This window comes from Pseudoalteromonas obscura, from assembly GCF_030135505.1.
Taxonomy (GTDB): Bacteria; Pseudomonadota; Gammaproteobacteria; order Enterobacterales; family Alteromonadaceae; genus Pseudoalteromonas; species Pseudoalteromonas obscura.
The window spans coordinates 1-26788 of record NZ_JASJUT010000013.1 but is presented as its reverse complement, the minus strand read 5'-3'; the positions used below and the strand labels follow the sequence as shown (position 1 = coordinate 26788).

At 42.4% G+C, this 26788-nt stretch carries 27 protein-coding genes; 11 read left to right on the top strand and 16 right to left on the bottom strand.

What is annotated here, in order from left to right:
- The first annotated feature begins 182 nt into the window (after positions 1 to 182).
- Together QNM18_RS22760 and QNM18_RS22755 are read left to right on the top strand one after the other, a co-directional pair.
- Positions 183 to 464: a hypothetical protein gene (locus QNM18_RS22760; RefSeq protein WP_211008990.1), complete on the top strand. Its 282-nt coding sequence runs from the start codon at positions 183 to 185 to the stop codon at positions 462 to 464.
- A 228-nt stretch (positions 465 to 692) separates the two neighbouring features.
- Positions 693 to 1118 carry a hypothetical protein gene (locus QNM18_RS22755; RefSeq protein ID WP_284138514.1) on the top strand — a complete coding sequence of 142 codons (426 nt, stop codon included), beginning with the start codon at positions 693 to 695 and terminating at the stop codon, positions 1116 to 1118.
- Positions 1119 to 1467: 349 nt separating this feature from the next.
- On the opposite strand, the gene QNM18_RS22750 is transcribed toward QNM18_RS22755, so the two are convergent.
- Positions 1468 to 3462, bottom strand: a complete 1995-nt coding sequence (locus tag QNM18_RS22750; protein ID WP_284138513.1) for an EAL domain-containing protein — start codon at positions 3460 to 3462, stop codon at positions 1468 to 1470.
- Between the two features lie 303 nt (positions 3463 to 3765).
- On the bottom strand, positions 3766 to 4671 hold the full coding sequence (locus QNM18_RS22745) for a TIGR01777 family oxidoreductase (protein WP_211009003.1): 906 nt from the start codon (positions 4669 to 4671) through the stop codon (positions 3766 to 3768).
- Between the two features lie 148 nt (positions 4672 to 4819).
- Here QNM18_RS22745 and QNM18_RS22740 point away from each other — a divergent pair, with 148 nt between their 5' ends.
- Positions 4820 to 5851 (top strand): AI-2E family transporter, encoded by a 1032-nt coding sequence (locus tag QNM18_RS22740; RefSeq protein ID WP_211009004.1) that lies wholly within the window; start codon positions 4820 to 4822, stop codon positions 5849 to 5851.
- Here QNM18_RS22740 and QNM18_RS22735 read toward each other — a convergent pair.
- The 5 genes from QNM18_RS22735 to QNM18_RS22715 all read right to left on the bottom strand — a co-directional run bounded on the left by QNM18_RS22735 (position 5841) and on the right by QNM18_RS22715 (position 8879).
- Entirely contained in the window at positions 5841 to 6254 is a 414-nt protein-coding gene (locus tag QNM18_RS22735) for a hypothetical protein (protein WP_211009005.1), read from the bottom strand. The two genes, QNM18_RS22740 and QNM18_RS22735, sit on opposite strands and share 11 nt — an antisense overlap.
- On the bottom strand, positions 6238 to 7581 hold the full coding sequence (locus QNM18_RS22730) for an ATP-binding protein (RefSeq protein ID WP_211009006.1): 1344 nt from the start codon (positions 7579 to 7581) through the stop codon (positions 6238 to 6240). Before QNM18_RS22730 ends, QNM18_RS22735 begins: the two co-directional genes overlap by 17 nt.
- A complete protein-coding gene (locus tag QNM18_RS22725) occupies positions 7575 to 8249 on the bottom strand; it encodes a response regulator transcription factor (protein ID WP_023400325.1) in 675 nt (224 codons plus the stop codon). The genes QNM18_RS22730 and QNM18_RS22725 overlap by 7 nt, the downstream gene beginning before the upstream one ends.
- A gap of 2 nt (positions 8250 to 8251) precedes the next feature.
- Entirely contained in the window at positions 8252 to 8500 is a 249-nt protein-coding gene (locus QNM18_RS22720; RefSeq protein ID WP_211009007.1) for a PepSY domain-containing protein, read from the bottom strand.
- Between the two features lie 79 nt (positions 8501 to 8579).
- Positions 8580 to 8879: a YciI family protein gene (locus QNM18_RS22715; protein WP_211009008.1), complete on the bottom strand. Its 300-nt coding sequence runs from the start codon at positions 8877 to 8879 to the stop codon at positions 8580 to 8582.
- Between the two features lie 176 nt (positions 8880 to 9055).
- Between QNM18_RS22715 and QNM18_RS22710 the strand changes: the two genes are divergently transcribed.
- On the top strand, positions 9056 to 10480 hold the full coding sequence (locus QNM18_RS22710) for a sodium-dependent transporter (RefSeq protein ID WP_211009009.1): 1425 nt from the start codon (positions 9056 to 9058) through the stop codon (positions 10478 to 10480).
- A gap of 33 nt (positions 10481 to 10513) precedes the next feature.
- Here the strand turns inward: QNM18_RS22710 and QNM18_RS22705 are convergent, their stop codons facing one another.
- Together QNM18_RS22705 and QNM18_RS22700 are read right to left on the bottom strand one after the other, a co-directional pair.
- On the bottom strand, positions 10514 to 11158 hold the full coding sequence (locus QNM18_RS22705; protein ID WP_211009010.1) for a CPBP family intramembrane glutamic endopeptidase: 645 nt from the start codon (positions 11156 to 11158) through the stop codon (positions 10514 to 10516).
- Between the two features lie 131 nt (positions 11159 to 11289).
- Entirely contained in the window at positions 11290 to 11901 is a 612-nt protein-coding gene (locus QNM18_RS22700) for an inner membrane-spanning protein YciB (protein ID WP_284138512.1), read from the bottom strand.
- Between the two features lie 122 nt (positions 11902 to 12023).
- Between QNM18_RS22700 and QNM18_RS22695 the strand changes: the two genes are divergently transcribed.
- Positions 12024 to 12299 (top strand): HU family DNA-binding protein, encoded by a 276-nt coding sequence (locus QNM18_RS22695; RefSeq protein ID WP_211009012.1) that lies wholly within the window; start codon positions 12024 to 12026, stop codon positions 12297 to 12299.
- Positions 12300 to 12305: 6 nt separating this feature from the next.
- On the opposite strand, the gene trpA is transcribed toward QNM18_RS22695, so the two are convergent.
- Genes trpA through QNM18_RS22665 form a run of 6 tightly spaced genes read right to left on the bottom strand, consistent with a single transcriptional unit; the run spans position 12306 to position 18825 of the window.
- Positions 12306 to 13112, bottom strand: a complete 807-nt coding sequence (trpA, locus tag QNM18_RS22690; protein WP_211009013.1) for a tryptophan synthase subunit alpha — start codon at positions 13110 to 13112, stop codon at positions 12306 to 12308.
- Positions 13109 to 14290 (bottom strand): tryptophan synthase subunit beta, encoded by a 1182-nt coding sequence (gene trpB / locus QNM18_RS22685; protein ID WP_284138511.1) that lies wholly within the window; start codon positions 14288 to 14290, stop codon positions 13109 to 13111. The genes trpA and trpB overlap by 4 nt, the downstream gene beginning before the upstream one ends.
- A gap of 10 nt (positions 14291 to 14300) precedes the next feature.
- The gene (trpCF, locus tag QNM18_RS22680; protein WP_284138510.1) at positions 14301 to 15665 is read right to left on the bottom strand and encodes a bifunctional indole-3-glycerol-phosphate synthase TrpC/phosphoribosylanthranilate isomerase TrpF; all 1365 of its coding nucleotides are present in this window, start codon (positions 15663 to 15665) and stop codon (positions 14301 to 14303) included.
- On the bottom strand, positions 15658 to 16662 hold the full coding sequence (trpD, locus tag QNM18_RS22675; protein ID WP_211009016.1) for an anthranilate phosphoribosyltransferase: 1005 nt from the start codon (positions 16660 to 16662) through the stop codon (positions 15658 to 15660). Before trpD ends, trpCF begins: the two co-directional genes overlap by 8 nt.
- Positions 16663 to 16670: 8 nt before the next feature.
- The gene (locus QNM18_RS22670) at positions 16671 to 17255 is read right to left on the bottom strand and encodes an aminodeoxychorismate/anthranilate synthase component II (protein WP_284138509.1); all 585 of its coding nucleotides are present in this window, start codon (positions 17253 to 17255) and stop codon (positions 16671 to 16673) included.
- Positions 17245 to 18825, bottom strand: coding sequence for an anthranilate synthase component 1 (locus tag QNM18_RS22665; RefSeq protein ID WP_284138508.1), 1581 nt, complete (start codon positions 18823 to 18825; stop codon positions 17245 to 17247). The genes QNM18_RS22670 and QNM18_RS22665 overlap by 11 nt, the downstream gene beginning before the upstream one ends.
- A gap of 505 nt (positions 18826 to 19330) precedes the next feature.
- Between QNM18_RS22665 and rnm the strand changes: the two genes are divergently transcribed.
- From rnm to rluB, 5 genes are read left to right on the top strand one after another with little or no spacing between them, the layout of a single operon-like run.
- A complete protein-coding gene (gene rnm / locus QNM18_RS22660) occupies positions 19331 to 20179 on the top strand; it encodes an RNase RNM (RefSeq protein WP_211009018.1) in 849 nt (282 codons plus the stop codon).
- A gap of 1 nt (position 20180) precedes the next feature.
- Positions 20181 to 20801: an L-threonylcarbamoyladenylate synthase gene (locus tag QNM18_RS22655; protein WP_211009019.1), complete on the top strand. Its 621-nt coding sequence runs from the start codon at positions 20181 to 20183 to the stop codon at positions 20799 to 20801.
- 2 nt (positions 20802 to 20803) lie between these two features.
- Positions 20804 to 21610, top strand: coding sequence for a segregation and condensation protein A (locus QNM18_RS22650; protein WP_211009020.1), 807 nt, complete (start codon positions 20804 to 20806; stop codon positions 21608 to 21610).
- A 49-nt stretch (positions 21611 to 21659) separates the two neighbouring features.
- Positions 21660 to 22247, top strand: a complete 588-nt coding sequence (scpB, locus tag QNM18_RS22645) for an SMC-Scp complex subunit ScpB (RefSeq protein ID WP_284138507.1) — start codon at positions 21660 to 21662, stop codon at positions 22245 to 22247.
- Positions 22244 to 23104 carry a 23S rRNA pseudouridine(2605) synthase RluB gene (rluB, locus tag QNM18_RS22640; protein ID WP_211009022.1) on the top strand — a complete coding sequence of 287 codons (861 nt, stop codon included), beginning with the start codon at positions 22244 to 22246 and terminating at the stop codon, positions 23102 to 23104. Before scpB ends, rluB begins: the two co-directional genes overlap by 4 nt.
- Before the next feature lie 68 nt (positions 23105 to 23172).
- Here the strand turns inward: rluB and QNM18_RS22635 are convergent, their stop codons facing one another.
- Positions 23173 to 23916: a YciK family oxidoreductase gene (locus tag QNM18_RS22635; RefSeq protein ID WP_211009023.1), complete on the bottom strand. Its 744-nt coding sequence runs from the start codon at positions 23914 to 23916 to the stop codon at positions 23173 to 23175.
- A gap of 251 nt (positions 23917 to 24167) precedes the next feature.
- Here QNM18_RS22635 and QNM18_RS22630 point away from each other — a divergent pair, with 251 nt between their 5' ends.
- Positions 24168 to 26621, top strand: coding sequence for a VolA/Pla-1 family phospholipase (locus tag QNM18_RS22630; RefSeq protein WP_284138506.1), 2454 nt, complete (start codon positions 24168 to 24170; stop codon positions 26619 to 26621).
- Positions 26622 to 26788: the final 167 nt, after the last annotated feature.

Here is a 26788-nt window from a genome sequence, read left to right as displayed (position 1 = left end):
TTGCGATTATTGGAATTGAAAGAATGTTTGATTGAATTAACTTTCTGAATCTAAGTGTTATGTAAGTATAGAGTAATCAAGCTTTTAATAAATTTTGAATTTTTATTGTTTTCTGATGTTGATCTGTGGTTTTTGTTTGTTTATATTTTTTAGCGGTACTTAACAAATATAAAGGAAATATAATGAAAAAACATATCGCAGCAGTACTACTTTTAGCTCCACTTTTCGCATCAGCTTCTCCTCAAGAGGTTAAAGAGGATCAAGTAACTTCGAGTGCTTATGGCAAGATCACGATATGCCAATATGAGAATGTTGGTTCGTCGTTCCCTGAATCTGGTTCGTTCCCTGGAACTATGGTTTCGTTTACACATCAAGGGCATATTCAGTGTCGAGGACCCGTGTATGTAAGTGGTTTTAGATATATATTAGACAGCCAAACACATACATACGGCCGTTATCGTTAATTGGAACTGATAAGATAAACCTTGCGACTTAATGTTGTAAGGTTTTGCTTTATGTCACGATTTTTTATAAATCTCCCTTCCTCAAAAGCGCCACCCTCCATTTAAAAGATCCAGTTTGGTTTTATCTAAGTTACATGACTTTTGATGTAACTAATTGTAATAAATGAAATTTAACCTTGTACTAGGCTTTAATAGTAATTATTGCCTAACAAGGAGTGAAAATGCGTCTTGAATATATATTTATGTTGGTTTTTGCTTATTTACAGTGGCTTTTCTTTGACGAGTGAGAAAAACCTGGATATCCACGAAAATAGCGCATTGTCTGATGTCACCACGCAAGTGTCTAAATTCTTTGTTATGTTAGGCAAAGGAACCCAGTGGCACGTTGCGCACGATGGCGGTCGTCGCTTGGTAATTAATATTCTGAGTGCACTGAGAGGTTCGGGCGATCGAAGTGTAGAAATGTTTGAGTGTTTGGACGTAGTTGGTAAGAGGAGACACCCATACATGGTCGTGTATAGACACGCCGATATCGACGGTCCAGTAGCGTGTGGAAAATATGGCATGTGGAACACTTATGCGACGGGTTTTTACTATCAAGATGAAGGCGACGATCGCATTATATATATGAAGTGCAGTTTGCTAATAGCTTGATCAAAATCATAAAAGATAAGGTCATCAGATCTTATTTTTATTGGCGCAGAGTATGGTGTTTCATCATCAGTTAATTGATTTTTTACCTTGGTAAAAACGCGTATTCGCGATACTTCACATAGCTAGGGCTTAGTGGTTAAACCTCTATATATCACGGTTGTAAAAGTACAGAGATGCAAGCATACAAATGTTGTTGCCCAATTATCAAATATAAATTCTAAGACTGAAAAGTTCTTAAAGTTTCCTTCTATGGTTTATGATCTAGTGCGATTTTTATCAAGTCGACTGTAGGATACTTACACTCTGCGCAACAACCCACCATGTGCACTAAGAAGGCATATCAAGGTGCTTAGGATTTATTCGAATTAAATTGAGTTGTAAATTTAATAATCTCTTGTTTTGGTAGTGCCTTTTGGTAATACCACCCCTGTACAGTTTCAACTTGTAGTGCCCGAACAAACTCCAACTGATACCGCGTTTCTACGCCTTCTGCGATTAAATGTTTGTCCATTTTGTGGAGCAGTTCGACGACATATGTATAGAAATCTGCGCCGGATTCTTCTTGTGCATTATCCAGAAGTGATTTGTCTAATTTTATGATATCAATAGGCAAGTCAGCCAACATAGACAAGCTTGAATACCCAGTGCCAAAATCATCTATGACAGTGGTGATATTAAATGTCCGAAGTTTTTGGATATTGCGTATGACTTTATTTTTATCGCTTAAATAGCCTGATTCAACTACTTCTATTTTTAGCTGATTTGGGAATTTTTGAAACTTATCACAAATGTAATTAATGAGGGTATGGTCAATCATCACTTTAGGATTGACATTGATGCTGACAATTGGCGTAAACCCCTTTTTATGAAAGTAGTCTAAATCTCGCTGTGCCTGCTCGATTACCCATTTGTCTATGATATCTGTTTGGTCATGTTTGATTAAAGCGTCTAAAAAGTAGGGTCCTACTAGCGATCCATTTGGCTTTTGAAGCCTCAGCAGTGCTTCGAATCCGTTTATAGTCTCTGAAATTTGACAAACTTGAGGCTGATAAAATAGCTTGAGTTTTCCTGCACTGATGTCAGTAAGAACTTGATTGAGCTCTTTGCTTGCAAACTCTATATCTCTTTGATGTGAGATAAATGCCAGTTCACCCGAAGAGCGCAGCTGCTCCGAAATATTCAGTTTGTCACTGAGCTTATTTATGGCGTTTTCAAAATTGATTTGTCGATTGTGCCATCTTAAAAAAGGGTAATAAATGATAGCGCTAAGGACAATTAAACAAGCCTGTAAGAATGCGCCATCAAGTCCCCCTGATACTCTGTAGCCACTAATAATGGCTGGAGTCATCCAGCTTATATCAATGTTGCTTACGTCAACCCAGCCCTGACTTAAAACAACGTAAGACACGGCAAAGTTTAAGCATGGAACGAACATGAAAGGTAACAACATGATGGGGTTCAAAAAAATAGGTAAGGCAAAGACGATTATTTCGCAAAAGTTAAATGCGGTAAATGGAATAGAAAGTTTGGCAATGTTGCGCTCATGGCCACTGCGTCGTAAAAAAAGGGCAGCAAGAATTAATCCAGCAAAGCAACCAGTTCCACTCACCAGTACAAAGGTGTCGTAAAATGTTTTTGCTGAGATTCCGGGTAGAATGGGTTGTGCTAAAAACTCAGAGCTCAGTAACATATCAAATGTGTTATCACCATGGATACCGAGAAACCATAACCCATGGGTAATAAGCATTCTTTGGAAAGTTAACCAAGCTACGGAGTTGTCGGCCATTTCAGGTGTGAGCCAATACGCGATTTCTTCACCAGCTGTATACAGCAGTGGCATAAATAAATAGAAACTAAAAAATACAGCAGAAAAAGGCACAATTGTCCGTAATTTTTCACTTAAAAAATGGCTGACTTGATACAGATAACGCTCAAAACTGGGCTGTAACTCCATACATACAATTAACAATAAGCTACTGATACTAGGGATAATGATGGCAAAAGGGGTCGCGCCTGTTGGATTTAATTCATAGGCATCATTGTTATAGACAATGTACTGACCATGCACAGCGAAGCAAAGTAGTGCCAGCATTGCACCAATAATACCGCTATGACCATAATTTTTGCTGATAAAAAAGCCAATGGAAGTGGCTACAAATACAGGGAAAAGCCCTAGTATTAAAGACGCACCATTGAACAAGATATGGTATAGGGTATGTGTAGGGGTGATTAGGTTGAAGTACATTGCACTGTTGAGAACCAAAAGAGCCAAAGCGCTGCTGACAAAGTAGGGGAGCAAAGAAATAAAAGCTTCGCGCAGCGAGAGCAAGTACTTGCTGTGCATGATGGTTTTTAGAGTGTGTGAGAACTGGGTGTAAAACAATCAAAAAGCTCTTAGTTTGATGTAGATTTAAGTATAACCACGCTGGCTGAATCTGCATCTATGATCAGAAAATTGCTTAGTCGTGAAACTAGGGTTTTGTCTCATAGAATGTTTTAAATTTTTTATGGACATAACCAATGACCAACTGTTTCTATTCTTAGACCAGTTGGCAGGGCTTTCGCTGCTCATTGTGCAATAGCATAATCCATCTCTATAACGACTCGGGCTTTAAAAAGCCCATATGTTTTGGCCAATGACTTTACACTAGTGCATTATTTGTTTGAGGGCTTCTTCAAGAGATTGATATCTAAATCGATAATTGGCATCTAAGGCTTTTTTGGGAATAACCTTTTGACCATATATTAAAATATCAGACATTTCACCGAACGCCCATTTCAAAAAGCTTTCAGGTAACCAAAAAAAAGCGGGACGATTGAGTACCGTTGCAAGGCAATCTGAAAATTCTTTGTTTGAAACTGGATTGGGAGCGGTAGCATTAAATGCGCCTTCAAGTTCATCATGGCGAATAAGAAACAATATAAGCTGTATCATATCGTCAATATGTATCCATGACATCATTTGCTCTCCTGAAGCCATAGGGCCACCCATCCCCCATGAAAATGCGGGCAACATCTTTTTTAGTGCGCCGCCACGGCGAGACAGCACAACACCAGTTCGAAGCAAACATACTCGCGTCTGTTCACTTTTAGTTTTCAAGGCTGCTTGTTCCCAATCGCGACAGAGCTGATGGCTAAATTCGTTATAGGGGTTATCATACGACTCGTCAACCGCGACATCAGCAGGTTGTCTACCGTAGAATCCAATGGCGCTGCCTGAGATAAACGTATGAGGGCGGTTGTGAGCGGCATTAACGTAGGCTGCGATTTGCTCAGTGATGCCAACTCTGCTTTGAATTATTGCCTGTTTTTGCTTATCACTCCAGCGTTTATCGGCAATAGGTTCTCCCGCCAAATTGATAATAATATCGATGTCATTAAAATCGACCTCAGACAAACATGCAACAAATCGAGAGTTTTGTCCTATTTGTCCTAATAGATGCCTTGCTTTTAGTTCATTTCTAGTCAGTATGACTAAGTTATACTTATTAACTAAAAATTTGCAGAGCTCCTGCCCAATTAGTCCGGTTCCACCCGTGATCAGTATATTCATTCCGCGCTCAATTAGTCTCTGGTTTATATATGTTTTTTAATTTGCCCTAGTGCTTTGAATTTAAATTCAATTACAATAGTAGCAGAAACATTCGAAAGTTATGTGTTAACTTTATCTTCAACGTTGCGACTGCGCATAAGGATCAACAGTGTCATCATTGACTGGAATAAACAAGAGCCTAGTTGTTATGGCTTCATTATTCATTGTATTGGCAGGAATAAAACTGGCAAACGATATTTTAGTGCCGTTTATCTTGGCTGCATTTATCGCGATTATCTGTAATCCATTATTAAAGTTCTTTGCCAGCTACCGGATCCCCAAAGGCGCTGCCATTGTCATTATTATTGCGCTTGTGGCGTTATTAGGTATGAGTCTAGCCGGATTGGTTGGACAGTCACTAAATGACTTTTCGCAGCAGCTGCCAAGCTATCGAGAGGCCTTGCAGGGGAAATTTATTTGGCTAGTTGATACGGCGGCGCAGTATAATATATTAATTGATAAGCAGCAGTTAATATCTCTGTTCGATCCCGGTAAAATGATCGACGTTGCGACCAATATGCTTGCAGGGTTTGGCGGTGTGATGGCAAATATTTTTCTAATTTTGTTAACCGTTGTATTTATGCTTTTTGAAGCACCTATGCTAAGCAAAAAAGTGCATATTGCATTAGATGACCCGCAAATGAAAATGCAGCAAATTGACCGTTTTTTAAATTCAATTAATAGCTATCTGGCAATAAAAACAGTAGTGTCTTTGGCGACAGGCACGCTGGCAAGTTTGTTATTATGGCTCCTTGATGTGGACTACTTTGTCTTGTGGGGCGTATTGGCTTTTTTATTGAATTATATTCCCAATATTGGCTCCATTATAGCTGCTGTTCCACCGGTATTACTGGCACTTGTTACACATGGACCTGTCGTCAGCGGCCTTGTTGCGGCGGGCTATTTGTCTATTAACACTATCATGGGCAATATCATTGAACCAAAATATATGGGTAAAGGTGTGGGTCTCTCGACGCTAGTGGTGTTTGTGTCACTGATATTTTGGGGGTGGTTATTGGGGACTGTCGGTATGTTGCTATCAGTACCGTTGACTATGGTTGTAAAAATCGGACTGGAAAATAGTGAAGATGGCCGCTGGTTGGCGACCATGCTTGGCAGTTATGAAGACTCTAAAAATTAGCCTGTAACTCTTGCGCATGCTGCTGTAAGAAGGAGATCTTACAGCGCTTAAACACTTTAGCTGCTCTTGTTGAGTTAGGGAGTTCTTTTAGATAACGCCACTTACAAGAGTCTTCCATATACCGACTCTGACTAAGCAGGCTACGCTTAATAATTGGCATCAATTGCGTATTACCAGTATTCTTCTCGAGTTCTTCAGTATCCATGAGCAACTTGGTGATCCACGTTTGACGGCTGCGTTCCAGTAGTTCGATATTGCCATCTAAGCACATTAGGTATCTTTTTGCTTTTTGTGGGTGGTCTGACTCTAAGTGACTACAATCCGTCAGCGCTTCTGAACGAGCCAGCGATTCATAACTAAATACTATTGTGAAAAATAGAAAAATATTAATGGTTTTGATCATAGCTAAACTCTATTGTAAATTCGGCGCCACCAAGTTCACTGTAATCAATAATGATTTGCCCGTGATAAGAAGCAACTAAATCAGAAACAATTGCCATACCTACACCGTGTCCTGCTTCATAGGTATCTAGTCTCGAACCTCTTTGCAACAGCTCATCTCGTTTGTTTTCTGGAATGCCTGGACCATCATCACCAATAACAAATGCGATTCCCTTTTTAGCGTTTGTTTTAACAGTAATATCAACTTTGTGAGTACATGCTTTACAAGCATTATCGATTATATTGCCCAATATTTCCATCAAATCGGTTTTATCGCCAAGAAAAGCGGCATCTTGCTCACAGTCAGTTGTAAATGCGATCCCCTTGTCTAAGTATACTTTACTCATTGCATTGAGAATTGAATCTAAAACGGGTTTTACCTTCGTTTGCTTTTTCCACGTATCAGATGCGCCTGTGGCCGCTCGTTTCAACTGGTGTTCTATCATGGCATTTATGCGATCTAGTTGTTCTTGTGCTTCTGTATCGGCTGCCAATGGGCTCGATTTAAGCACTGCGAGAGGTGTTTTTAAGGCATGGGCCAGATCACTTAACGATGCTCTGTAGCGTTCTTTTTGACGCCTTTGTGAATCAAGCAGTAAATTAAGGTCTGCCTTTATGGTGTTGAGCTCAACAGGGTAAAGGCCGGATATTTTATCGCGTTCACCGGATTCCACTTCTTTGATTTCTTTGTCCAGTCGTTGCAGAGGACGTGCATTCCAGACAAAACCAAATGCCATTAGTGCAGCAATAACGATGCCCATGATGAGCATCCAGTTGACCAAGGTGTTTCTAAACTCTGACATTAATGCAAGCAGGGCCGAATTTTTCTTGAGTAAGATAAATTTAGCTTGTTGTGATTGCTCTGCATTACCTAGAATGACGGTTAAACTTAATTGCCAAAAATCTTCACCACTGTATCGTACTTTTTTAAATTCAGATGCACCAGCTTGGGTTTGTGACACATCTGGTGTAACGGTAAGGCTGACAGCAGATTCTGAATACCAAACAAGGGTGTTTTCTTGGTATACCAACGCATACGTATCAGAATTTAAGCGATTTAACTCTGGAGCGAGTATGGTTCTAGGCATAGAGATGCCATCGGAGACAAACTCTACTTCAGAGATTAAAGAATAAAGGTGTGCTTCCAACGTTTTTTCTGTGGCGTCGACTAATGTGGCGTAATAGGCACGTCCAATTGAGAAAAATAAAGCGGGCAGCGCGACTATTAAGACAAAGACAAGGATAAATCCTTGCCTTATTTTGAGAGAAACTTGTGCGCTGCTTACCACTGGGTTTTAAACCTATAACCTCTACCACGTAAGGTTTCTACAGGGTTTAATGTTCCATCAGGGTCAAGCTTTTTACGCAGACGTAAGACAAAAACTTCAATCACGTTGGAATCTAAATCAAAATCTTGATCATAAATATGTTCCGTCAGCTCTGATTTAGAAATGACCTTGTGTGGATTCACCATTAAATACTCAAGTACTTTATATTCATAAGCGGTCAGTGATAATTCTCTATCATTGACAAACACTTGTTGAGAGCGCGTATGTAAAGTGATTGGCCCTATGCTAATTTCAGGGTTAGCCTGTCCCGCACTGCGTCTAATTAAAGCGTTGCAGCGAGCTATAAGCTCTTCTACATGAAACGGTTTAGTGAGGTAGTCATCAGCACCCGCATCTAAGCCTTCGACTTTTTCTTGCCAACGATCTCGTGCGGTCAAAATCAAAATTGGAATTTTGATATCTTGTGCACGTGCACGTCTTATTAACTCAATACCATCTAATTTAGGTAAACCCAAATCGACAACTGCCAAGTCAAGCGGATACTCTGTCAGGTGAAAAAGGCCGTTTTCGCCATCATGACACAGGTCAACACTGTATTTCTCTTTCTCCAACACATTGCGGAGGTTTTCGGCTAGCTGAATGTCATCTTCAATTACTAAAATTCGCATCGTCAATCCTTCTTCACTTCACCCGTTACTTTGTGAACTTTTACATCAATTATTCTGCCGTCGCTTTGAAGTATACGTACAACAAAGTAATCACCTTCGAGAGAAATCTTTAGCGTTTTCCCAGGCTGTTTGGTGGTTGCCAATTGTACGGCTTCTTTTTTACTTATTGTGTCTTGCGGTGTTGCATGCGCCTGAGTAAAAATCAGGGAACAAACAAAAATGAACATTGCAAAACATAAGGGCAACTGCATTTTAAGCTCCACGTCGGGGTTGCTTAACTTCTTGGACAGCAGGGTAAAGTGATTTGTCTTAACCCGTGCTGAACTTTTGTTAAGGGAGTACTTTCTTGTATGGCTTGACTACGCTGCTTGCGTACACACCAGCTTCAATATAAGGGTCAGCATTGGCCCAAGATTGAGCTTCTTCTAAAGAGGGAAACTCAGCAATAACCAATGAACCTGTAAATCCGGCTTCTCCTGGGTTCTCATCATCTACAGCAGGTAGTGGGCCAGCAGCAAACAATCTATTTTGTTCTTTTAATTCGGTTAAGCGTTCAAGATGAGCTGGTCGCGCATTCATACGCTTTTCGAGAGAGTTTTCTACGTCCGTTGAGTAAATCATGTAAAGCATAATAATCAGAAATAATGCGTAATTAATTTTGTGTTTCGTATCATAGACTGGATTGTCCCCAAATGTAAATGAAATGACGTTATCTGATCAGAATCTAGATTTATACTTGAAATCCTCTGGCTATGGCTGGTACAGTCCTTCGACTATCGTGAAAAAATAATAATAAGGTTGTTTTAATGAGTGCGAATCGCGAGCAGTTTAGCTCTCGGCTGGGTTTCATTTTAGCAGCGGCAGGGTCCGCTGTGGGGATCGGAAATCTGGTAGGGTTCCCAGTATCTGCTGCAAAAAATGGTGGCGGCGCGTTTTTAATTGTTTACGCTCTATTTGTTATATTTATCTGTTTGCCTGTCATGATCGCTGAAATGGCCCTTGGTCGAAAAGCGCAAAAAGACCCCTATGGTGCTTACCACTCTTTAACTGGAGGGGATAAAAAATGGTCACTTGCCGGGGCATTGGCTGTCTTGACGCCATTTATGATCGCCGTTTTTTATATGGTGGTTACTGTATGGATATTTGGGTATTTAGTGCAAACTGTAACTGGTAATTTAGACCAGTTAGCAAACCCTGATAACTTTGGCATATTCATCAATGAATACAGTGTATTTGGCTATATGGCCGGTGTTGTTGTATTGGTTAACTTGATCTTGGTAGGTGGCGTTAAAGAGGGTATTGAAAAGGCAGCTAAGCTGATGATGCCAGCGTTATTTGTACTCCTTATTGGTTTAGTTGGTTATGTGCTAACACTCGATAATGCGATGGCAGGTGTGCGTTACTACATTGTTCCAGATTTCTCAAAAATGGATGCCAGCGTTTTAAATGGTGCCTTGTCACAAGCGTTTTTCTCGCTGTCTTTGGGTATGGGTATCTTGATCACATACGCATCCTATATTTCCAAAAAAGAAGATATTGTCGGCAGTTCTAAGATGGTTGCGGTGACAGACTCATTGGTTGCGTTTATCGCAGGTCTAATGGTGCTACCAGCCATTTTCAGCTTTAACCCGAGTGTTAACCCTGAAGAGTTATCAGATTCGTCGGTTTCTATGATTTTTGTGTACTTGCCTCAGCTATTTCTTACTATGCAAGCAGATATCGGGTATGCAGGCGCATCAATTGTTGCAGGCATTTTCTTCTTATTGGTTTTCTTCGCAGCGATTACATCTTTGGTATCGATTGTAGAAGTTCCGACTGCGAGCTTAATGGAAGCAAAAGGTTACAGCCGTAAGAAGTCTCTTACAGTGTTAGCGGTATCAACGGGTGTTTTAACCATTATGTGCACAATGTCATTCGGCATGGTTGAATGGCTTACAAAGTTTACCCAGTACGGTGGGGTGGATAAGAGCTTCTTTGACATTGTATCAGACGTATTCTACGACACCATCTTACCGTTTAACGGCTTGTTACTCTGTTTGTTTGTTACATATCGCTGGAGAAAAGCAAATCTGTCAGACGAATTGTCTCAGGGCTGCGAAAACTATAAAGGGAGCTTTATGGAGAAGTATGTGAATTTCTCGCTGTCGACCTTTATTCCGGTGATCTTGTTAGTTATATTTATCAATACGGTTGCGACTAAGTACTTTGCTGTGAGTTTATTCGGCTTCTAATTGATGTGTAACTGTGGGGCGGCAGCCTCACAGTTACGTAAAAGTGACCCCTGCATCCAAATATTTTCCTGCCCCAATTGTAAATATCCACAACCCCCATAAACTGTGTTCTAACACGCACACTGCTAATGAGCGGCTATGGGCATAGGTATACGAAAACAACAGACCACCTAAAAAAGACAATACAATGGCCATCCAATTATCATAGACACAGTGTGCGAACGCAAATAGGCTAGCACTGAGGACTACCCTGACAGTTTTGCTTGGCAAGATACGTTTATAGCGATGGAAAAAATAACTTCTGAAAATGAGCTCCTGAGGTAGTACTGATAGAACTGGGTAGGCAATAAGCAACACCAACCAATCCAGAGTGGAATTGATCGGAAAGTCAAACCAACTCTCTTGGCTAATTAAGCCATACAGCATACCAGAGAAGAGTGCACCAATAAAAAACATCGAAAATAATCGCTTTTTTATAGCCGAAAATTGCCCCAGACTGGTTAACCGAAAGCGTTTAAAGTGTGGATCAGCAAGTAATAGGTAGGTACATACGACCATTAACGTAATAAGGGCTGGAAACAGCCAGTTTGCTAGCTCAGCGCGAAAAAAGTAGGCAATACAGGGAAGTAGAATAAAGACCGAAAATAACTCAAACCAACGGTATTGATGTGCGTTCAAAAGATCACCCAAATGCAAAAACACTGTTGAGTAAAATATAGCAAGGGCTATCGTATTGGTTGAAAATTTTTAGTGGCCTAAGTTGGGACTGACCATTAGCAGCATGTTCGGTGCAGCTCCAATTGCTCTAATCACTCATCTTCAGGTAGGTACTTTGAAACTGTCGCAATTGTCAGCATGACTGCGACGAAAGTAATTGCCATTAACCCAAATACCTTAAAATTCACCCAAAAGTCTAGTGGAAAATAATAAGCGATGACCAGATTCAAAACTGCAATAAAGAAAAATAATATCGACCATGCTAAGTTAAGCTGCTCATACAGTGCTGTAGGGATAGGGAGGTCTTCTGCTTTTTGCCTACTGGGTTGAGAGTCGGTATCTTCGCTCGTTTGATGCATTTGCTTTATTGCGCTATCGAGGATCCCAAGCAAAGCTTTTTTTGTCAGATTTTTTCCTAGTAGGTAGTGGGATATCAGGAGGGAAGCGCCAAGTGATGCATATATAATTGTGGCCTTCCACATAATGAACTTTTCATCCTGAAACAGGATAGTCATTCCACCTAGTAATAAGGCTATGGCAAAAAATATCCAGTGCCGTTGAGATACCTTACCGTGTTTAAAGTACTGCCACGTCATTTGGATCAGCGATGCAAAGATCAATACACCTGTCGCCCAAAAGATGTCCAAAAGCTTAAAGACTGCAAAAAATAAAATTAAGGGTAAATACTCTAGGATAAATGCCATTTAATCACTCTTATTAAGATGCCTCTATTGCGTTGTAGCAAGTTATGGAATTAAGTTCAAGATTGACTTTTTGGTGCTAAACTTCTAGCCTCCGCACACATTAAAAATTATTTGAGAACTCAATGAATAAGAGTGAATTAGTTTCAGCGATGTCTGCGCGCAATGAGCTGACTAAAAAGGATTCAAAAGCTGCTTTAGAGAGTATTTTAAATGCCATTACGAAACGTTTGTCAGAAGGCGATCCTGTTGCTTTGTCTGGTTTTGGTACGTTGACACTAAGTTATCATCCTGCCAAACCAGGAAGAAACCCTAAGACGGGGGAAGAGATTATAATCGAAGGTCAAAATAAAGTGTTATTTAAACCAGCTAAGGCTTTTAAAGATGCCTTAGCTGATTAATCACGATTACTTCGCTGTTGCAGCCTTCATGGTTGCAACAAACTCACGTAAACGTTCGCACATCAGTGCTGGCTCATTTAAGTTATCTTCAATTATTTTCACAACCGCAGAGCCTGAAATCGCGCCTGCCGCACCAGATTTAACAGCTGCTTGAACGTGCTCAGGGGCAGAGATACCAAAACCTAACAATGCAGGTGCTGCATTGTAATCATGGAGTTTATTGATCATAGTATCTGCTGGCATTTCTGCTTTTGTTTCTGTACCAGTTACACCAGAGCGAGAAAGCAAATATGTATAGCCGCGACCATAGCTTGCACATTGACGTAAAGTGTCGTCGCTGGCATTTGGTGTTGCTATAAATATCGGCTCGATATCAGCTTGCTGAGCAGCCTGTCTAAACATTTTAGATTCATGCAACGGCACGTCAGCCACTAGGATAGAGTCAACGCCCGCTTCTTTAGCTTGCTGATAAAAGTGCTCAAGTCCTTGCGCAAAAATCAAGTTTGAATAAAGCAGCAATCCAATTGGAATATCGGCATTATACGCTCTTATCTCTCGAATAATGTCAAAGCAATCTTGGGTATTAATTTTACTTTCAAGTGCACGAATGTTTGCCGCCTGAATAACTGGACCGTCCGCAATGGGGTCAGAAAAAGGAATACCTAGCTCCAATGCATCGGCGCCACCATCAATTAAGCTCTTTACGATATCTACGCTGATTTCTTTAGTAGGGTCGCCGAGTGTTACAAACGGTACAAATGCACCTTGTCTTGCATCGTTCAAGCGTGTAAATAAGTTGCTGTAGCGGCTCATAGTGCACCTCGCTCATTTAATACGTTGTGTACATGGGCAAGATCTTTGTCTCCACGGCCACTTAGGTTTACGACAATTACGGTTTCTTCAGTTTGCTGTTCTGCATATTTTAGTGCATAAGCAAGGGCGTGGCTGGATTCAAGTGCCGGAATAATACCTTCATTTTTCGCTAGTGCTTGGAACGCATCTAATGCTTCGGTATCTGTGATCCCAACGTATTCGGCACGACCAGTTTCATGTAAGTAGGCGTGTTGTGGCCCCACAGCAGGGTAGTCAAGGCCTGCTGATACAGAGTAAGACTCTTCAATTTGACCGTCGCTATCTTGCATAATATACGTATATGCTCCGTGAAGAATACCTTTGCTGCCTTTACACAGTGCCGCACCGTGCTCATCGCTGTCTAGACCTTTACCAGCAGGCTCTATCCCTACAAGTTTGACGCCTTTTTCATCGATAAAGTCTGCAAACATACCAATCGCATTTGAACCACCGCCAACACAAGCCATTACGATATCCGGCAGACGACCTTCAGCTTCGATAACTTGTTGCTTAGCCTCTTCACCGATCATGCGTTGGAAGTCTCGCACAATAGTCGGGAATGGGTGTGGGCCTGCGGCAGTACCTAATAGGTAATGTGCGGTTTTGTAATTAGCAGACCAGTCACGTAGCGCTTCATTGACGGCATCTTTTAAGGTACCTGATCCCGCTGTCACTGGAATGACTTCAGCACCCATTAAGCGCATTCTAAATACGTTTGGTTGTTGACGCTCGACGTCTTTGGCACCCATATAAACACGGCATTTTAATCCCAGCAGTGCACATGCTAGGGCTGTGGCAACACCGTGCTGACCTGCGCCAGTTTCAGCAATCACTTCTTGTTTGCCCATGCGCTTGGTCAAAAGCGCTTGACCTAATACTTGGTTGGTCTTGTGTGCACCGCCATGCAATAAGTCTTCACGCTTTAAATAAAGCTTAACTTTTGGATTTTTAATTAAGTTGCGAGACAGCGTTAGTGGCGTCGGGCGACCTGCATATTCATTTAATAGTGCATAGAACTCTTCTTTAAAGCTCTCATCTTGCTGCGCTTTTTCAAACTCTTTTTCCAGTTGTTTTAGTGCTGGTACGAGTAACTCTGGGACGTACATGCCGCCAAAATCACCAAAATATCCTGTATTCATTCTATCCACCTCAGTATTTTCGAATATTGTTAAAAGCGTCGCGTAATTTCTCTGGACACTTTTTACCGGGGCTCGTTTCTACCCCTGAATTAAGATCAAATCCTGCTGCACCTAAATAAGATGCGTCGTTAACATTGTCGGCATTGAGGCCACCTGCAAGCATAAATGGCTTTTTGGCACTCTTAAGTAACTGCCAATTGAAAACTTTACCGGTACCGCCAAAAGCGGAGGCAGTTTTGGTGTCGTAAAGGTGCTTATCGACTTCGTCAAACGGTGCTGGAAACTCGTCTACAATTCCCTGAGCTTTCCAGATTTGACAATTGACAGGTAATTGTTTGCGCAGCGCACTTATAAACGCTTGCGATTCGTGACCGTGTAGTTGTACAACACTTAGTCTCAAACTTTGTGCATAGTCAACAATTTGCTCGATTGGCGCATCGACAAAGACACCGACATATTTCAGAGGAGCACTATCAACAACTGCTTTTGCACAATCGAAATCTACGAATCTCGGTGATTTAGGATAGAAAATTAAACCACCATATACAGCGCCTGCTTGATAAGCGGCTAAGGCGTCATCAATGCGAGTCAAGCCACAGACTTTGTTCTCACCCAAGATCAGCTTACGGCATGCACCTTCTAGGTCATCTTCAGCCATTAAAGAACTTCCGACTAAAAAACCATTGCAGTGCGAAGTAAGTCGCTTAACGTCGCTATGGGTATAGATCCCTGACTCAGAGATAACGGTTTTATCATTTGGGATCAGTGTTCTTAATTGCTCAGTGGTTGCCAAGTCAGTGCTGAGATCTCTAAGGTTACGGTTGTTGATACCGATAAGCTTTGCATCCAGCTTCAGTGCTCTGTGTACTTCTTCTTCGTTACTGACTTCTGTCAATACTGCCATATTCAGAGAGTGTGCAAGCGCTGCGAGCTTTTCATAAGTCTCGTCATCTAGAACGGACAACATGAGTAAAATCGCATCGCCACCTTTTAAACGCGCTAAATAAACTTGATATTCATCTATGAAAAAGTCTTTACAGATGAGTGGCTGTTCAACTTTACTGCGCACATAGCTTAGATAATCAAAGCTGCCTTGGAAATACTTAGTGTCGGTTAGCACACTGATACAAGTTGCGTATTTGGCATAGACAGAGGTGATTTCATCTAGGTCAAAGTTATCTCTGATAAGCCCTTTTGAAGGAGAGGCTTTTTTACACTCTAAAATAAACTGAATGCCCGGCTTAGACATTTGACCATAAAAGTCTCGCTCGCTTGGCTCTACCAAGGATTGAAACTCACTGAGTGGCAGAGTTTTCTTGCGTTCTACCAACTCAACCTTTTTGTCCGCAACAATTTTTTCTAATACATTAGCCATGACTAACCTCCGCGATGGCTTTTAGCGTTTGCGCGCACTTTCCAGAAGCTAATACGTCTAGTACGTACCTAGTACCTTCTTTTAAGTTGTCTACTTTACCGGACATCACTAAAAGTGCGCTTACATTAGCAGCGATGGCTGCATTGTGTGCTGTTTTACCCTTGCCATCTAAAATATCACGAGTTGCTTGGGCGTTGTATTCCGGTGTATCGCCGGCAATTTCTTCCAAAGAATAATTATCTAAACCAAAATCCGCTGGTGTCAGGGTATATTCGGAGATTTCGCCATTGTTTAGCTCTGTGACTATAGTAGTGCCATGTAATGCAATTTCATCACACCCAGCGCCATGCACCACCATTGCACGTTCAGTGCCGAGCATTTTTAGCGTTTCAGCCATTGGGCGGCACAAACTAGGGTCATAGACGCCGAGTAATTGAAGTTGCGGTTTAGCTGGGTTTGCCAGCGGGCCTAAAATATTGAACAAGGTGCGTGTTTTTAACTTAGTACGTACAGGCATCGCGTGTTTTACGCCGCTGTGATAGAGCGGTGCAAATAAAAAAGCGAAGTTGGTCTTTTCAAGGCAGTTTGCTCCTTGTTCAGGACTCATCTCTAGGTTAATACCCAAAGTGCGCAGTAAGTCAGCTGATCCAGACTTGCTGGATACACTGCGGTTACCGTGTTTTACCATCGGGATACCGCATGCAGCCGCAACAATAGCTGCTGTTGTACTTACATTGATGGTATTAGTTCCATCGCCACCCGTACCGCAGCTATCTGCGCAGTAAAGGCCTCGATTATCAAAAGCAACAGCGTGGTCGCGCATCGCTTTTGCCGCACCTGCTATTTCAGATGCCGTTTCGCCTTTTATCTTTAGCGCAATAAGTGCAGCAGTTAATTCAATTTCAGATAACTGTCCTTGCATTACTTGGCCAAAAAGCTCAGTAGCTTGTTCAAAACTTAATGAGTGCTGGTCAATGAGTTGATTTAAACTTTCCATGTTGCCTCCTAACAGGTCAAGTAATCGATGCTTTGCTTTAATAGCTTTGCACCATCTGGCGTTAAAATTGATTCTGGGTGGAATTGGTAACCAATCACCTTGTCTGTTTCATGGTATACGGCCATTGGGATATCTTGGTATTTTGCGATGGTCTTCAGGCAATCAGGTACGCTCGTAGCCATTAAAGAGTGGTATCGAGCCACTGGGAATCGTCTACCTAGCCCTGCAAAAACAGGATGTTCTTCCACGTCTATTTGAGAAGATTTTCCATGTACTGTTTCGCCAGCATGACCTACTGTACCGCCATAGCTTTGTGTCAACGCTTGCTGACCAAGACAAATGCCAAGCATTGGGAATTTGCCTTTACACAATTCAATCAGTTCAAGTAAACAACCAGCTTCGGTTGGTTTACCTGGCCCTGGCGATAATACCAACACTACAGGTGCAGTTTCATTACACATTTTGTCGTAGATGGTACGTGCATCGATATGGTTACGATACACCACGAGCTCACTGCCAAGCTGAGATAGTTCATCAACTAAGTTGTAGCTAAACGAGTCAAAGTTATCCAAAAAATATACTTTAGGCGTCATGACCCACTCCTTGATAGCTAGATTGTATGGCTTTGATCACGGCGCTCGCTTTTGCTTTAGTTTCGTCAGCTTCAGATTGCGGATCAGAATCATAAACAACCCCAGCACCAGCTTGAACATATGCTGTGTTATTTTTCACAAATGCAGAACGTATCACGATACACGTGTCCATAGCACCGTCACCAGTTAGGTAACCTACGGCGCCACCATAACTTCCTCGGCGCTGCTGCTCGGTATCACGAACCAGCTGTGCCGCTTTTACTTTAGGCGCACCGACTAAGGTGCCCATGTTCATGCAAGCTTGATATGCATGAAGCGCGTCGAGATCAGGTTTTAATTGACCAACAACACGAGATACCAAATGCATAACTTGCGAGTAGCGGTCAACTTTCAGTAATTCTTTCGCATGACGAGTGCCAGGAACACTAATACGAGCGACATCGTTGCGAGCCAAATCAACCAGCATTAGGTGTTCGGCACGTTCTTTTTTGTCGTCGCGTAACTCTAGTTCGATACGGCTATCTAAATCAGGGTTAATAGAACCATCGGCAAATTTACCGCGAGGTCGCGTGCCGGCAATTGGGTATACTTCAACTTGATTGCTATCTTGGCAATATTTCAGTGCAGATTCCGGAGACGCGCCAAACAGAACAAATTTCTCATCGCGCATATAGAACATATATGGGCTTGGGTTTTGCTTTTTTAGGTGTTTATACGCAGCTAACGGCTTTTCGCAAGGCAAAGAGAAAGTGCGTGATGGAACAACTTGGAAAATATCACCATCAACAATGTTCTTCTTAAGTTGTGTCACTTGAGCTTTAAATACATCATCTGAGATGTCGACATTCACATCATGTGATATGTGTTCTGGGTCTTCTTTGTAAGACTCATATGCATCACACTGGCGATTGAGCTCTTCTAGCTGTTTGCCAACTTCGAAACAGTTTGCATGGACATCTGGACCATTAAAGACATTGCCAATTAACTCTGTTGTCTGGGCTTGATGGTCAATCATGACCAAGGTTTCAGCCAGATAAAATACGTAATCGGGACAGTCGTTTTTACCATCAGGTACAGCTGGCAAAGTTTCGAAGTTTGCAACCATATCATAGGCAAAGACACCACCCAGAAAAACAGAAAATGGCGTATCTGAGTTACTTTTTATTGAATTGATACAAGTACGTAAAGCACTAAACGCGTTGTCGGCCTTCAGTTTACTGTACTCATCTAAAGATAAGTCTTGGGCATTATATGTCAGTGTCAGTACTGCGTACTCTTTCACAACAGTGCAGTTGGTTACTTGGTCTGCCAAGTAGTTCAACAGCTGCTCACCGTTATTTGAGAGTGCGCGTACTTTCACTTCAAGGCCGTTGCACTCAATGCGCAGTGCGGCATCGGCCAATATAATACTTTTGACATTGTCCTTGGAATCTATCTCTGCCGACTCCAACAACAGTGAATTGGGCTTATTAAGGGCCGCATACAAAGACAGGGGGCTTGCGATGTAATCGCGCCGCTGCCTTATACTCGTCACCTCACCCGGTGTTGTAGTTATATGACTAAAAATCAAACCTCATTCCTCTTTAGTACAAAAAACCCCCCGAAGTATTTTAACTTGCGGGGGGTGTAATTAGTTACAACAATGCCTTCCCGCTAATTCAGGCACCACCACCAAGATTTTGTAGATGAATTGTTGCAAAAATTGTTAATCACTATAAAAATTCCATAAAAAAACCCGCGTACTCAGCGCGGGTTTAAAGTTGTTAGACACAACGAATCACACCCGCAGTTACGAGTGCCACCACCAAACGATTTTTGTTTTTTGTGTTAGATTCATTTGTAAAGATTTCGTTATGTCAATTTAAGTACCTACAGTAAACCCTACTCAGGTGCAGACTGTCAAGCACTATTATTAAAAAATAACCAATAGCATGGCTTACTCATAAATATTAAGCATTTTGACCTAGTAAATGAGTCCCAGCAATTAGACCTGTCTGTGTATCTGGGTAAATAAAACCGTACTTGGATAAGTTTGCCATGGTATACTCCGGGTGTTTGTTTTTAAGGGGAAAACTTTGATTAAGTATGACTTACACAGTCATAGCACTTTTTCTGATGGGCGTTTAACGGTACCAGAGCTGCTTGAGCGGGCAACAGAAAAGGGCGTTGATGTACTGGCTTTAACTGATCACGATACCATAGCTGGAATACCTGTCGCGCTAGACTATATTTCCCAGCAAAACCTTGATTTGAAAATAGTTACCGGCGTTGAAATCTCGACCAAATGGGAAAGTTTTGAGATCCACATTGTTGGTCTTAATATTGAGATTGACCACCCACAATTGCAAGGGCTTTTGACTTCACAGCAGCAAAAGCGTCGAGAACGAGCAAAAGAAATTGGTGCAAGGCTAGAAAAGCGAGGCTATGAAGGTATATATGCGCAAGCGTTAGAGTTGGCTAACGGAGCTGAAATTACCCGTGCGCACTTTGCAAAAGCGTTGGTGGAGCGCGGAGTGGCGAAAAATATTCAAGGCGTATTCAAAAAGTTTTTAGCGCGCAATAAAACAGGATATGTACCCAGCAGTTGGTGTTCAATGAAAGAGGCCATTGATGCGATACAAGGGGCTGGTGGTATTGCTGTATTAGCACACCCTGGGCGTTATCAAATGTCTAACAAATGGCTACGTAAGCTGTTAGATGAATTCACTATGGCAGGTGGTAAAGCGATGGAAGTTGCACAACCTCAACAAGCGCCTAGTGAAAGACAATTTCTCGGCCAGTTGTCTCAAGAATATAATTTACTGGCCAGTCAAGGATCTGATTTTCATTATCCAACTAGCTGGTTAGATCTAGGAAGAAACCTATACTTACCAAAAGATTGCCAAGGTGTATGGCAGTTTTGGGGAGCCACAGAGGAATGTTAGTATGAGTCAATTTTTTCATATACACCCAGATAACCCGCAACCTAGATTGGTCCGTCAAGCTGTAGAGATTATCCAAAAAGGAGGGGTAATCGTTTATCCGACCGATTCAGGGTATGCCATTGGGTGTGGTTTGGGTAACAAACAGGCAAAAGAGCGAATTGAGCGCATTCGAGGCATCGAAAAGCACCACAATTTTACGTTAATGTGCCGTGATTTGTCTGAGCTATCTACTTATGCTCGTGTTGACAATCAAATGTTCCGCCTAATTAAGAACAACACTCCTGGTCCGTATACCTTTATTTTAAAAGGTACCAAAGAGGTGCCAAAACGACTGATTAACGATAAGAAAAAAACCATCGGAATTCGCGTAACAGAGCACCCGATTACGAGTGCGCTGTTAGAAGAGTTGGATGAACCGCTCATGTCATGCTCTTTGATTTTACCTGGAGAGCAGTTTACGGAATCTGATCCGGATGATATTCGCATGCAGCTTGAAAAGCATGTTGATCTCATAGTTCATGGTGGTTATTTAATAGAGCAAGCAACAACGGTGATTGATATGTCAGAGGATAGTGTAGAGATATTGCGCTATGGCTGTGGCGATGTTGCGCCTTTTGAATAGATATGACTGATGTAACTTCGCAAACACCACCGCTGGCTTTTTTAAATGGTGAAGCCGTATTAGAAAAGCCAGAAGACCTCTATATACCCCCTGATGCGCTTCAGGTGATCCTCGAGAGTTTTGAGGGTCCACTGGATCTTTTGTTGTACTTAATAAAGCGCCATAAACTAGATATTTTAGAATTACCAATCTTGAGTATCACGCAGCAATACGTTAGCTATGTTGAGATGATGCAAGAATTGCAGTTAGAACTGGCTGGCGAATACTTGGTGATGGCAGCGCTGTTGGCACAAATTAAGTCAAGGCTTCTCTTACCTACCCACGAAGAGCTTGAAGAAGAAGAAGACCCACGTGCGGAGTTAGTGAGACGGTTACAAGAATATGAGCAGTTTAAAGTGGCTGCTGAAAACCTAGATAAAATCCCTCGTGTGGAGCGTGACATCTTTGTTGCTCGTGCATTGATTGAAGATACCGAGCAAAGTGACGAATCTTTACCCGATGTAGCGCTTAAAGAGCTGCTGTTGGCGATGACAGAGGTGATGGCCAGAGCGAAGCAGTTTGAGCACCATCAAGTCAGCGCCGAAGCTCTGTCAACGCGAGAACGCATGTCGATGATTTTGCAATATTTAGGAGAGCATACCAACCCGGTCGAATTTAGTCGATTATTCAGTTTACAAGAGGGGCGAAGCGGTGTAGTTGTGACATTTATCGCTATGCTTGAATTGCTTAAAGAGCAATTAATCTCAATTGTGCAGGTCAATTTAGGCAGTGCAATTTATTTGTCATTAAAGCTACAAGAGTCGTCCTAGCTCTGTCATAATACCGCGCTTTCGACTAGCCTTATGAAGTTAAAGTGACATGAAACGCCGAGTCAGTGATGAACAACTTGTCGAGTTGGTTGAGGCTGCAATATTTGTGGCAGATAAGCCGCTATCTAAAAAGCACATGAAAGAAACGGTGCTGCAAGATATCCATGTATCTGACCAACGAATAAATCAAGCGATCGAGACGATTTTTGAGCACTATCAGACGCGTGGTATCAGGTTAGTTGAAGTTGGGACAGGATACCGTTTTCAAGCTTGCCCAAGCTTAAGCCCTTGGCTCAATATGCTATGGCAAGAAAAAGCGCCGAAGTACTCTCGTGCTACCCTAGAAACACTTGCACTGATTGCATACCGCCAACCGATCACTCGGGGGGAAATAGAGCAGGTACGAGGCGTAACTGTCAGCTCCAACATTATGAAGAGTTTGTTGGAGCGGCAGTGGATAAAAGTTGTTGGTCATAAAGAAGTGCCTGGGAAACCGGCGCTGTATGCGACGACAAAATTATTTTTAGATTACTTTTCGCTGTCGGGTCTGGATGGGTTACCAAAACTACCAGAGCTACAGAGTGAGAAGCTAGATCAGATGTTAAATGATCCTTCTGTGAGAGAACCATCAGAATGAGTGAAAAGCTACAAAAAGTATTAGCGCGCGCGGGTGTAGGTTCGCGTCGTGAAATGGAAAAATATATCGATTCAAACCGTGTCAGTGTCAATGGTAAAGTTGCCACGTTGGGTGATAGAGTTGAAGAAAACGCGGTGATCAGAGTTGATGGTCACGTTGTTAAAATTGAGCAAAAAGAAGAACGCATCTGTCGTGTGTTAATGTATCATAAGCCAGAGGGTGAACTTTGTACACGCAAAGACCCTGAGGGGCGTCGCACGGTATTTGACAGGCTACCACGCCTTGAGGGAGATCGCTGGATTGCCATCGGTCGCCTCGATATTAATACTTCTGGCTTACTACTGTTTACCAATGACGGTGAGTTAGCAAATCGTTTGATGCACCCAAAATACGAAGTTGAGCGTGAATACTCGGTGCGTGTGTTTGGTGAAGTGAGCAACCAAACTTTAAAAACACTTTGCGACGGTGTTGAATTAGAGGATGGCCCAGCTAAGTTTTTATCAATTAAACCTCGTGGTGGAGAAGGCATTAATAAGTGGTTTAATGTCACCCTTACAGAAGGGCGTAATCGCGAAGTCCGCCGCTTGTGGCAATCACAAGAAGTTGACGTATCTCGACTGATCCGTGTGCGTTACGGCAAACTTGAACTAAATAAACGTTTGCCACAAGGTGGTTGGGAAGAGCTCAAGCTGGAAGATGTCAATTACTTACGCAAATCTGTGAGCTTGAGACCTGAAACGCAGACCAAGTTGTCAGTTATGCCTGAAAAGCGTAAAGATAAGCGCGCAAAAGTTAATCGTATCAGAAAAGCAGTGCATAAGCACAATCAGCGTTTGAAGCAAAACAAGCGTCGATAATAGTAAGCACATTAAAAAAGGGCCTTTAGGCCCTTTTTTGTTTTTAGTTTTTTATCAAATATAAATGTCTATTTTGGCTGTGCATCGATAGATTGGCCATTCACCTCTAGTGAATCATCAGACATCAAATATAAATAAGTTGGCATAAGGTCTTCTGCTGTTTTTAACTTGTCTCTATCTTCACCTGGAAAAGCGGCTTCACGCATGCTAGTGCGGGTTGCGCCAGGGTTAATACAGTTGACACGAATGTTTGTTTTTCCCACTTCACAGGCCCAAGTTTGCATCATGCCTTCAGTGGCAAATTTCGAAATTGCGTAGGCGCCCCAAAACTCACGGCCTTGGCGACCAACACCAGAAGATGTGAAAATAATGGATGCACTGGGGGCTTTGCGCATGACAGGGAAAAGAAAACGCGTGATCATAGCTTGTGCAGTGACATTCACCTTCATCACATTTTCAAAAGTCGATACACAGAAATGTTCTAGAGGGCCCATTGTGCCTAAAATTGCTGCATTATTAAGCAAGCCATCTAGCTTTCCAAACTGCTGTTCTATAGTAGAAGCTAAGTCTCTGTAGTGTTGTTTTGTCGCGCCTTTTAAGTCCAAAGGTACAATTGCGGGTTGTGGGTAACCTGCGTTAATGATCTCGTCGTATACAGCCTCTAATTTGCTGGTAGTTTTCCCTAACAAAATCACAGTGGCGCCATGTTTCGCATAATTAATTGCGGCAATACGGCCGATACCATCACCCGCACCTGTGACCAAAATCACTTTATTTTCTAACGCGTTGTTAGCTGCATTATATGTTTGCATATTGGACCTCGAACAAATACATTTGCTATATTTTATCATAGTCATGGCGCAAGTTATCGAATTTATTGCAAATAGGAGTGGCGAAAGGCTACACTTTGCGTTAAGTTAAACTGGTCTAATGTCTTATTAAAAGCAAAATTACATAGTTTTAACGAATTATTCTCGGCGGCTTATTTGTGCTTACAACATAGAGGCAAATGTAGGCGCTGACCGAGAAACAATAATAATAAAATTATGTCGGAGCCAAAACAATGAAGAAACTGTTACTACCACTTGCTGTCTCAGCCGCCCTCGCAGGCTGTGGTGGCGGTGAAACGCTAGAAGATGTAAAGCAAGACACCAAACCTGTAACACCGGTTGCATCGGTTAAATTTGATCCCTCAAATGGTGTTATTTCCGTCCCTAATGATATTCTGTTTAGCGGGACACAAGATGGCACACTTAACATACCAGGGGAGCTAGATGGTGATTCAAAGCCTCAGGTATCACGTGCGAGTTACGCAGACCCTTCTCTAGCGCTCGGTGGTTTAGACGGTTGGTCTACACAAATGCCATATCAAATTGGCTTGAATACCCCCTCAGGCGTGACAATTGACGCCGCGACGGTTGCAGCACCAGGCGCTGTAAGGATTTTTGAAGTTGCGATGGGTAATGATGGTCAAACTGAAGCGTGTGCTCAGTTGACGCCTGCACTTGCCTGTCGTGTCGTCAGTGAGTTGACGTTTGGTCCAACTGGGGATTTCGTATCTCAATTAAGTAGCGATGGCCAGAACATTAATATTATACCTGTTAAGCCATTTAAGACGAATACCACGTACATTACTGTCTTGACGACAAATATTAAAGATGGCATCGACGGTGGACGTAGTCTAACTCCTTCATCGACCTATACATTGCTAAGACAAGAAGCGCCACTGGTGACCGACGCTCAGCAGTCGCTTCAAGCTGTCATTCGCAGCTATGAACGAGCATTGGTTGCGAGTGAATCAATTAGCGCTGAAGAGATTGTGTATACAGCGGCAATGACAACTCAGTCTACAGGTGCTGTTGTTGGTTCCATCAAGCAGTTACTTGCCGCAACGATTAATACAGAGCGCCAACCTATGGTTACGGTAGCCGAACAGGACTTTGTTTCGGTTGCAGACAAATTTGAAGAGTTTGGTCTTGCTGCAACATTGCCACCTGAGTTGCTTCAAGCGGCTGGTGGCATTAGGTACCTGAAAGGTAACATCCAGTTGCCACAATACCTTTCTAGACCGAAAAATGGTGAAAGCGCTGCATTGGCTGATACCTATTGGCAAGCGAAATGTGACAATGGTGTCGCTGTTATGGCTGCAACGGCTGCAGCGGGTGGCCAGCTTCCAGAGCCGGCAGCTGGGTCGTTAGATGAACAGTGTCAACAACTGTCTGGTGGTCAACTTCGTGATCTTGGTTTGGATGCACAAAAATTTGTCACCAAATACAATCCTATTCCTGAAGAGCAGTGGGTTGCGAATGCGCCTGTGCAAATCACGTTCCCGTTATCACCAGCACCTGAAACTGGCTTCCCTGTTGTGATTATGCAGCACGGCATTACCAGTAAAAAAGAAGATATGCTTGGCTTAACACTAGCGTTGTCACAAGCGGGCTTTGCAACGGTTGCTATTGACCACCCATTACACGGTGAGCGCGGTATCGATGTTGATGGTGATGGCAACGACGAGTTCAATGCGTCGACAAAAAGTGTATTGCATTACATGAACCTGCAGTCATTGTTAGTCGCGCGTGATAACTTACGTCAGTCCACGGCAGATTTATTAGCATTGAGACTAGGCTTGCATGCTATCAATGCGGCATCTCAAGTACCACTTAACTTCAATACTCATGACGTGAGCTTTGTTGGTCAGTCACTGGGCTCAATTGTTGCGCCAAGCTTTATTGCACATGCGAATTTACCATTTACTGATGAACGTTTAAAACAAGCTGAGCCGTTGTTTAAGGTAGGGCCTGCTGCATTGTCTAGCGGTGGCGCGGGCATTGCAAACTTCCTAGTTGAATCTGGTTCTTTTGGCCCAGTTGTTAAAACCGCAGTGCTTCAAGGTGCGTCAGATTTAGCTGTGTCTAAAAAGTTCGGCAGTTACCTTCAAGAAGGTGCAGTGGCTGATTGTAGCGCGTTTGCAGGCAGTGCAAGTGCATTTGCTTCATGTGCATACAATACCTTTGTGGCTAATTTAGAGGCGGAAGGCGATCTGGCGTCAATCGGTGCGATTAATGCGACAGTCGATCAATTTGCCTACGCATCACAAACCGTGTTGGACAGCGCAGATCCTCTCAATTACGCGCCGCTTGTACGCGCAGTAAATACGCCTATGTATATGAGCGTAGTGGTTGGCGGTGAAGGTGAGAATAAGGGTGACCAAGTTATTCCTGCGACAACATTACCGCGCAATCCGCTTGGCGGTAGTACACCATTGGCTGCAATGATGGGATTAGAAACGGTCACGGAGTCACAGCAGTCAACTGACGGCACTGCTGGACGATATGTGGTTAACTTCTCACAAGGCCATCATAGTTCGCTGCTAACTCCTTCATTTGATAAGCAAACTGGTGGAACTGCTCAAGGTCATGCACAAGCAACTGCTGAGATGCAGAAGCAAGTTGCGACTTACCTAGCTTCTAAAGGGCTGCTGTTACCAATTACTGATGCAAGTGTAATTGCGAAGTAACATGAAACATTAAAAAAGCCGCTAAGTAGCGGCTTTTTTTATGCCTGTGTCCCGTCCTAAATAAGGTTGACACTTTTCCAACTTAAATTTGGAGAATGTCATGACATCAATATCTAAGAGAACTCAAAAAGATTATTCGCTTGCCTTTAAATTATCCGTTGTTGATA

What these genes read in the sequence shown, in the direction of transcription:
- QNM18_RS22760 (WP_211008990.1), top strand. Translation starts at nt 183, where the DNA reads ATGAAAAAACATATCGCAGCAGTACTACTTTTAGCTCCACTTTTCGCA.
- QNM18_RS22750 (WP_284138513.1), bottom strand. Translation starts at nt 3,462, where the DNA reads ATGCACAGCAAGTACTTGCTCTCGCTGCGCGAAGCTTTTATTTCTTTG.
- QNM18_RS22745 (WP_211009003.1), bottom strand. Translation starts at nt 4,671, where the DNA reads ATGAATATACTGATCACGGGTGGAACCGGACTAATTGGGCAGGAGCTC.
- QNM18_RS22735 (WP_211009005.1), bottom strand. Translation starts at nt 6,254, where the DNA reads ATGATCAAAACCATTAATATTTTTCTATTTTTCACAATAGTATTTAGT.
- QNM18_RS22725 (WP_023400325.1), bottom strand. Translation starts at nt 8,249, where the DNA reads ATGCGAATTTTAGTAATTGAAGATGACATTCAGCTAGCCGAAAACCTC.
- QNM18_RS22720 (WP_211009007.1), bottom strand. Translation starts at nt 8,500, where the DNA reads ATGCAGTTGCCCTTATGTTTTGCAATGTTCATTTTTGTTTGTTCCCTG.
- QNM18_RS22715 (WP_211009008.1), bottom strand. Translation starts at nt 8,879, where the DNA reads ATGCTTTACATGATTTACTCAACGGACGTAGAAAACTCTCTCGAAAAG.
- QNM18_RS22710 (WP_211009009.1), top strand. Translation starts at nt 9,056, where the DNA reads ATGAGTGCGAATCGCGAGCAGTTTAGCTCTCGGCTGGGTTTCATTTTA.
- QNM18_RS22700 (WP_284138512.1), bottom strand. Translation starts at nt 11,901, where the DNA reads ATGGCATTTATCCTAGAGTATTTACCCTTAATTTTATTTTTTGCAGTC.
- QNM18_RS22695 (WP_211009012.1), top strand. Translation starts at nt 12,024, where the DNA reads ATGAATAAGAGTGAATTAGTTTCAGCGATGTCTGCGCGCAATGAGCTG.
- trpA (WP_211009013.1), bottom strand. Translation starts at nt 13,112, where the DNA reads ATGAGCCGCTACAGCAACTTATTTACACGCTTGAACGATGCAAGACAA.
- trpB (WP_284138511.1), bottom strand. Translation starts at nt 14,290, where the DNA reads ATGAATACAGGATATTTTGGTGATTTTGGCGGCATGTACGTCCCAGAG.
- trpCF (WP_284138510.1), bottom strand. Translation starts at nt 15,665, where the DNA reads ATGGCTAATGTATTAGAAAAAATTGTTGCGGACAAAAAGGTTGAGTTG.
- trpD (WP_211009016.1), bottom strand. Translation starts at nt 16,662, where the DNA reads ATGGAAAGTTTAAATCAACTCATTGACCAGCACTCATTAAGTTTTGAA.
- QNM18_RS22670 (WP_284138509.1), bottom strand. Translation starts at nt 17,255, where the DNA reads ATGACGCCTAAAGTATATTTTTTGGATAACTTTGACTCGTTTAGCTAC.
- QNM18_RS22655 (WP_211009019.1), top strand. Translation starts at nt 20,181, where the DNA reads ATGAGTCAATTTTTTCATATACACCCAGATAACCCGCAACCTAGATTG.
- QNM18_RS22650 (WP_211009020.1), top strand. Translation starts at nt 20,804, where the DNA reads ATGACTGATGTAACTTCGCAAACACCACCGCTGGCTTTTTTAAATGGT.
- scpB (WP_284138507.1), top strand. Translation starts at nt 21,660, where the DNA reads ATGAAACGCCGAGTCAGTGATGAACAACTTGTCGAGTTGGTTGAGGCT.
- rluB (WP_211009022.1), top strand. Translation starts at nt 22,244, where the DNA reads ATGAGTGAAAAGCTACAAAAAGTATTAGCGCGCGCGGGTGTAGGTTCG.
- QNM18_RS22635 (WP_211009023.1), bottom strand. Translation starts at nt 23,916, where the DNA reads ATGCAAACATATAATGCAGCTAACAACGCGTTAGAAAATAAAGTGATT.
- QNM18_RS22630 (WP_284138506.1), top strand. Translation starts at nt 24,168, where the DNA reads ATGAAGAAACTGTTACTACCACTTGCTGTCTCAGCCGCCCTCGCAGGC.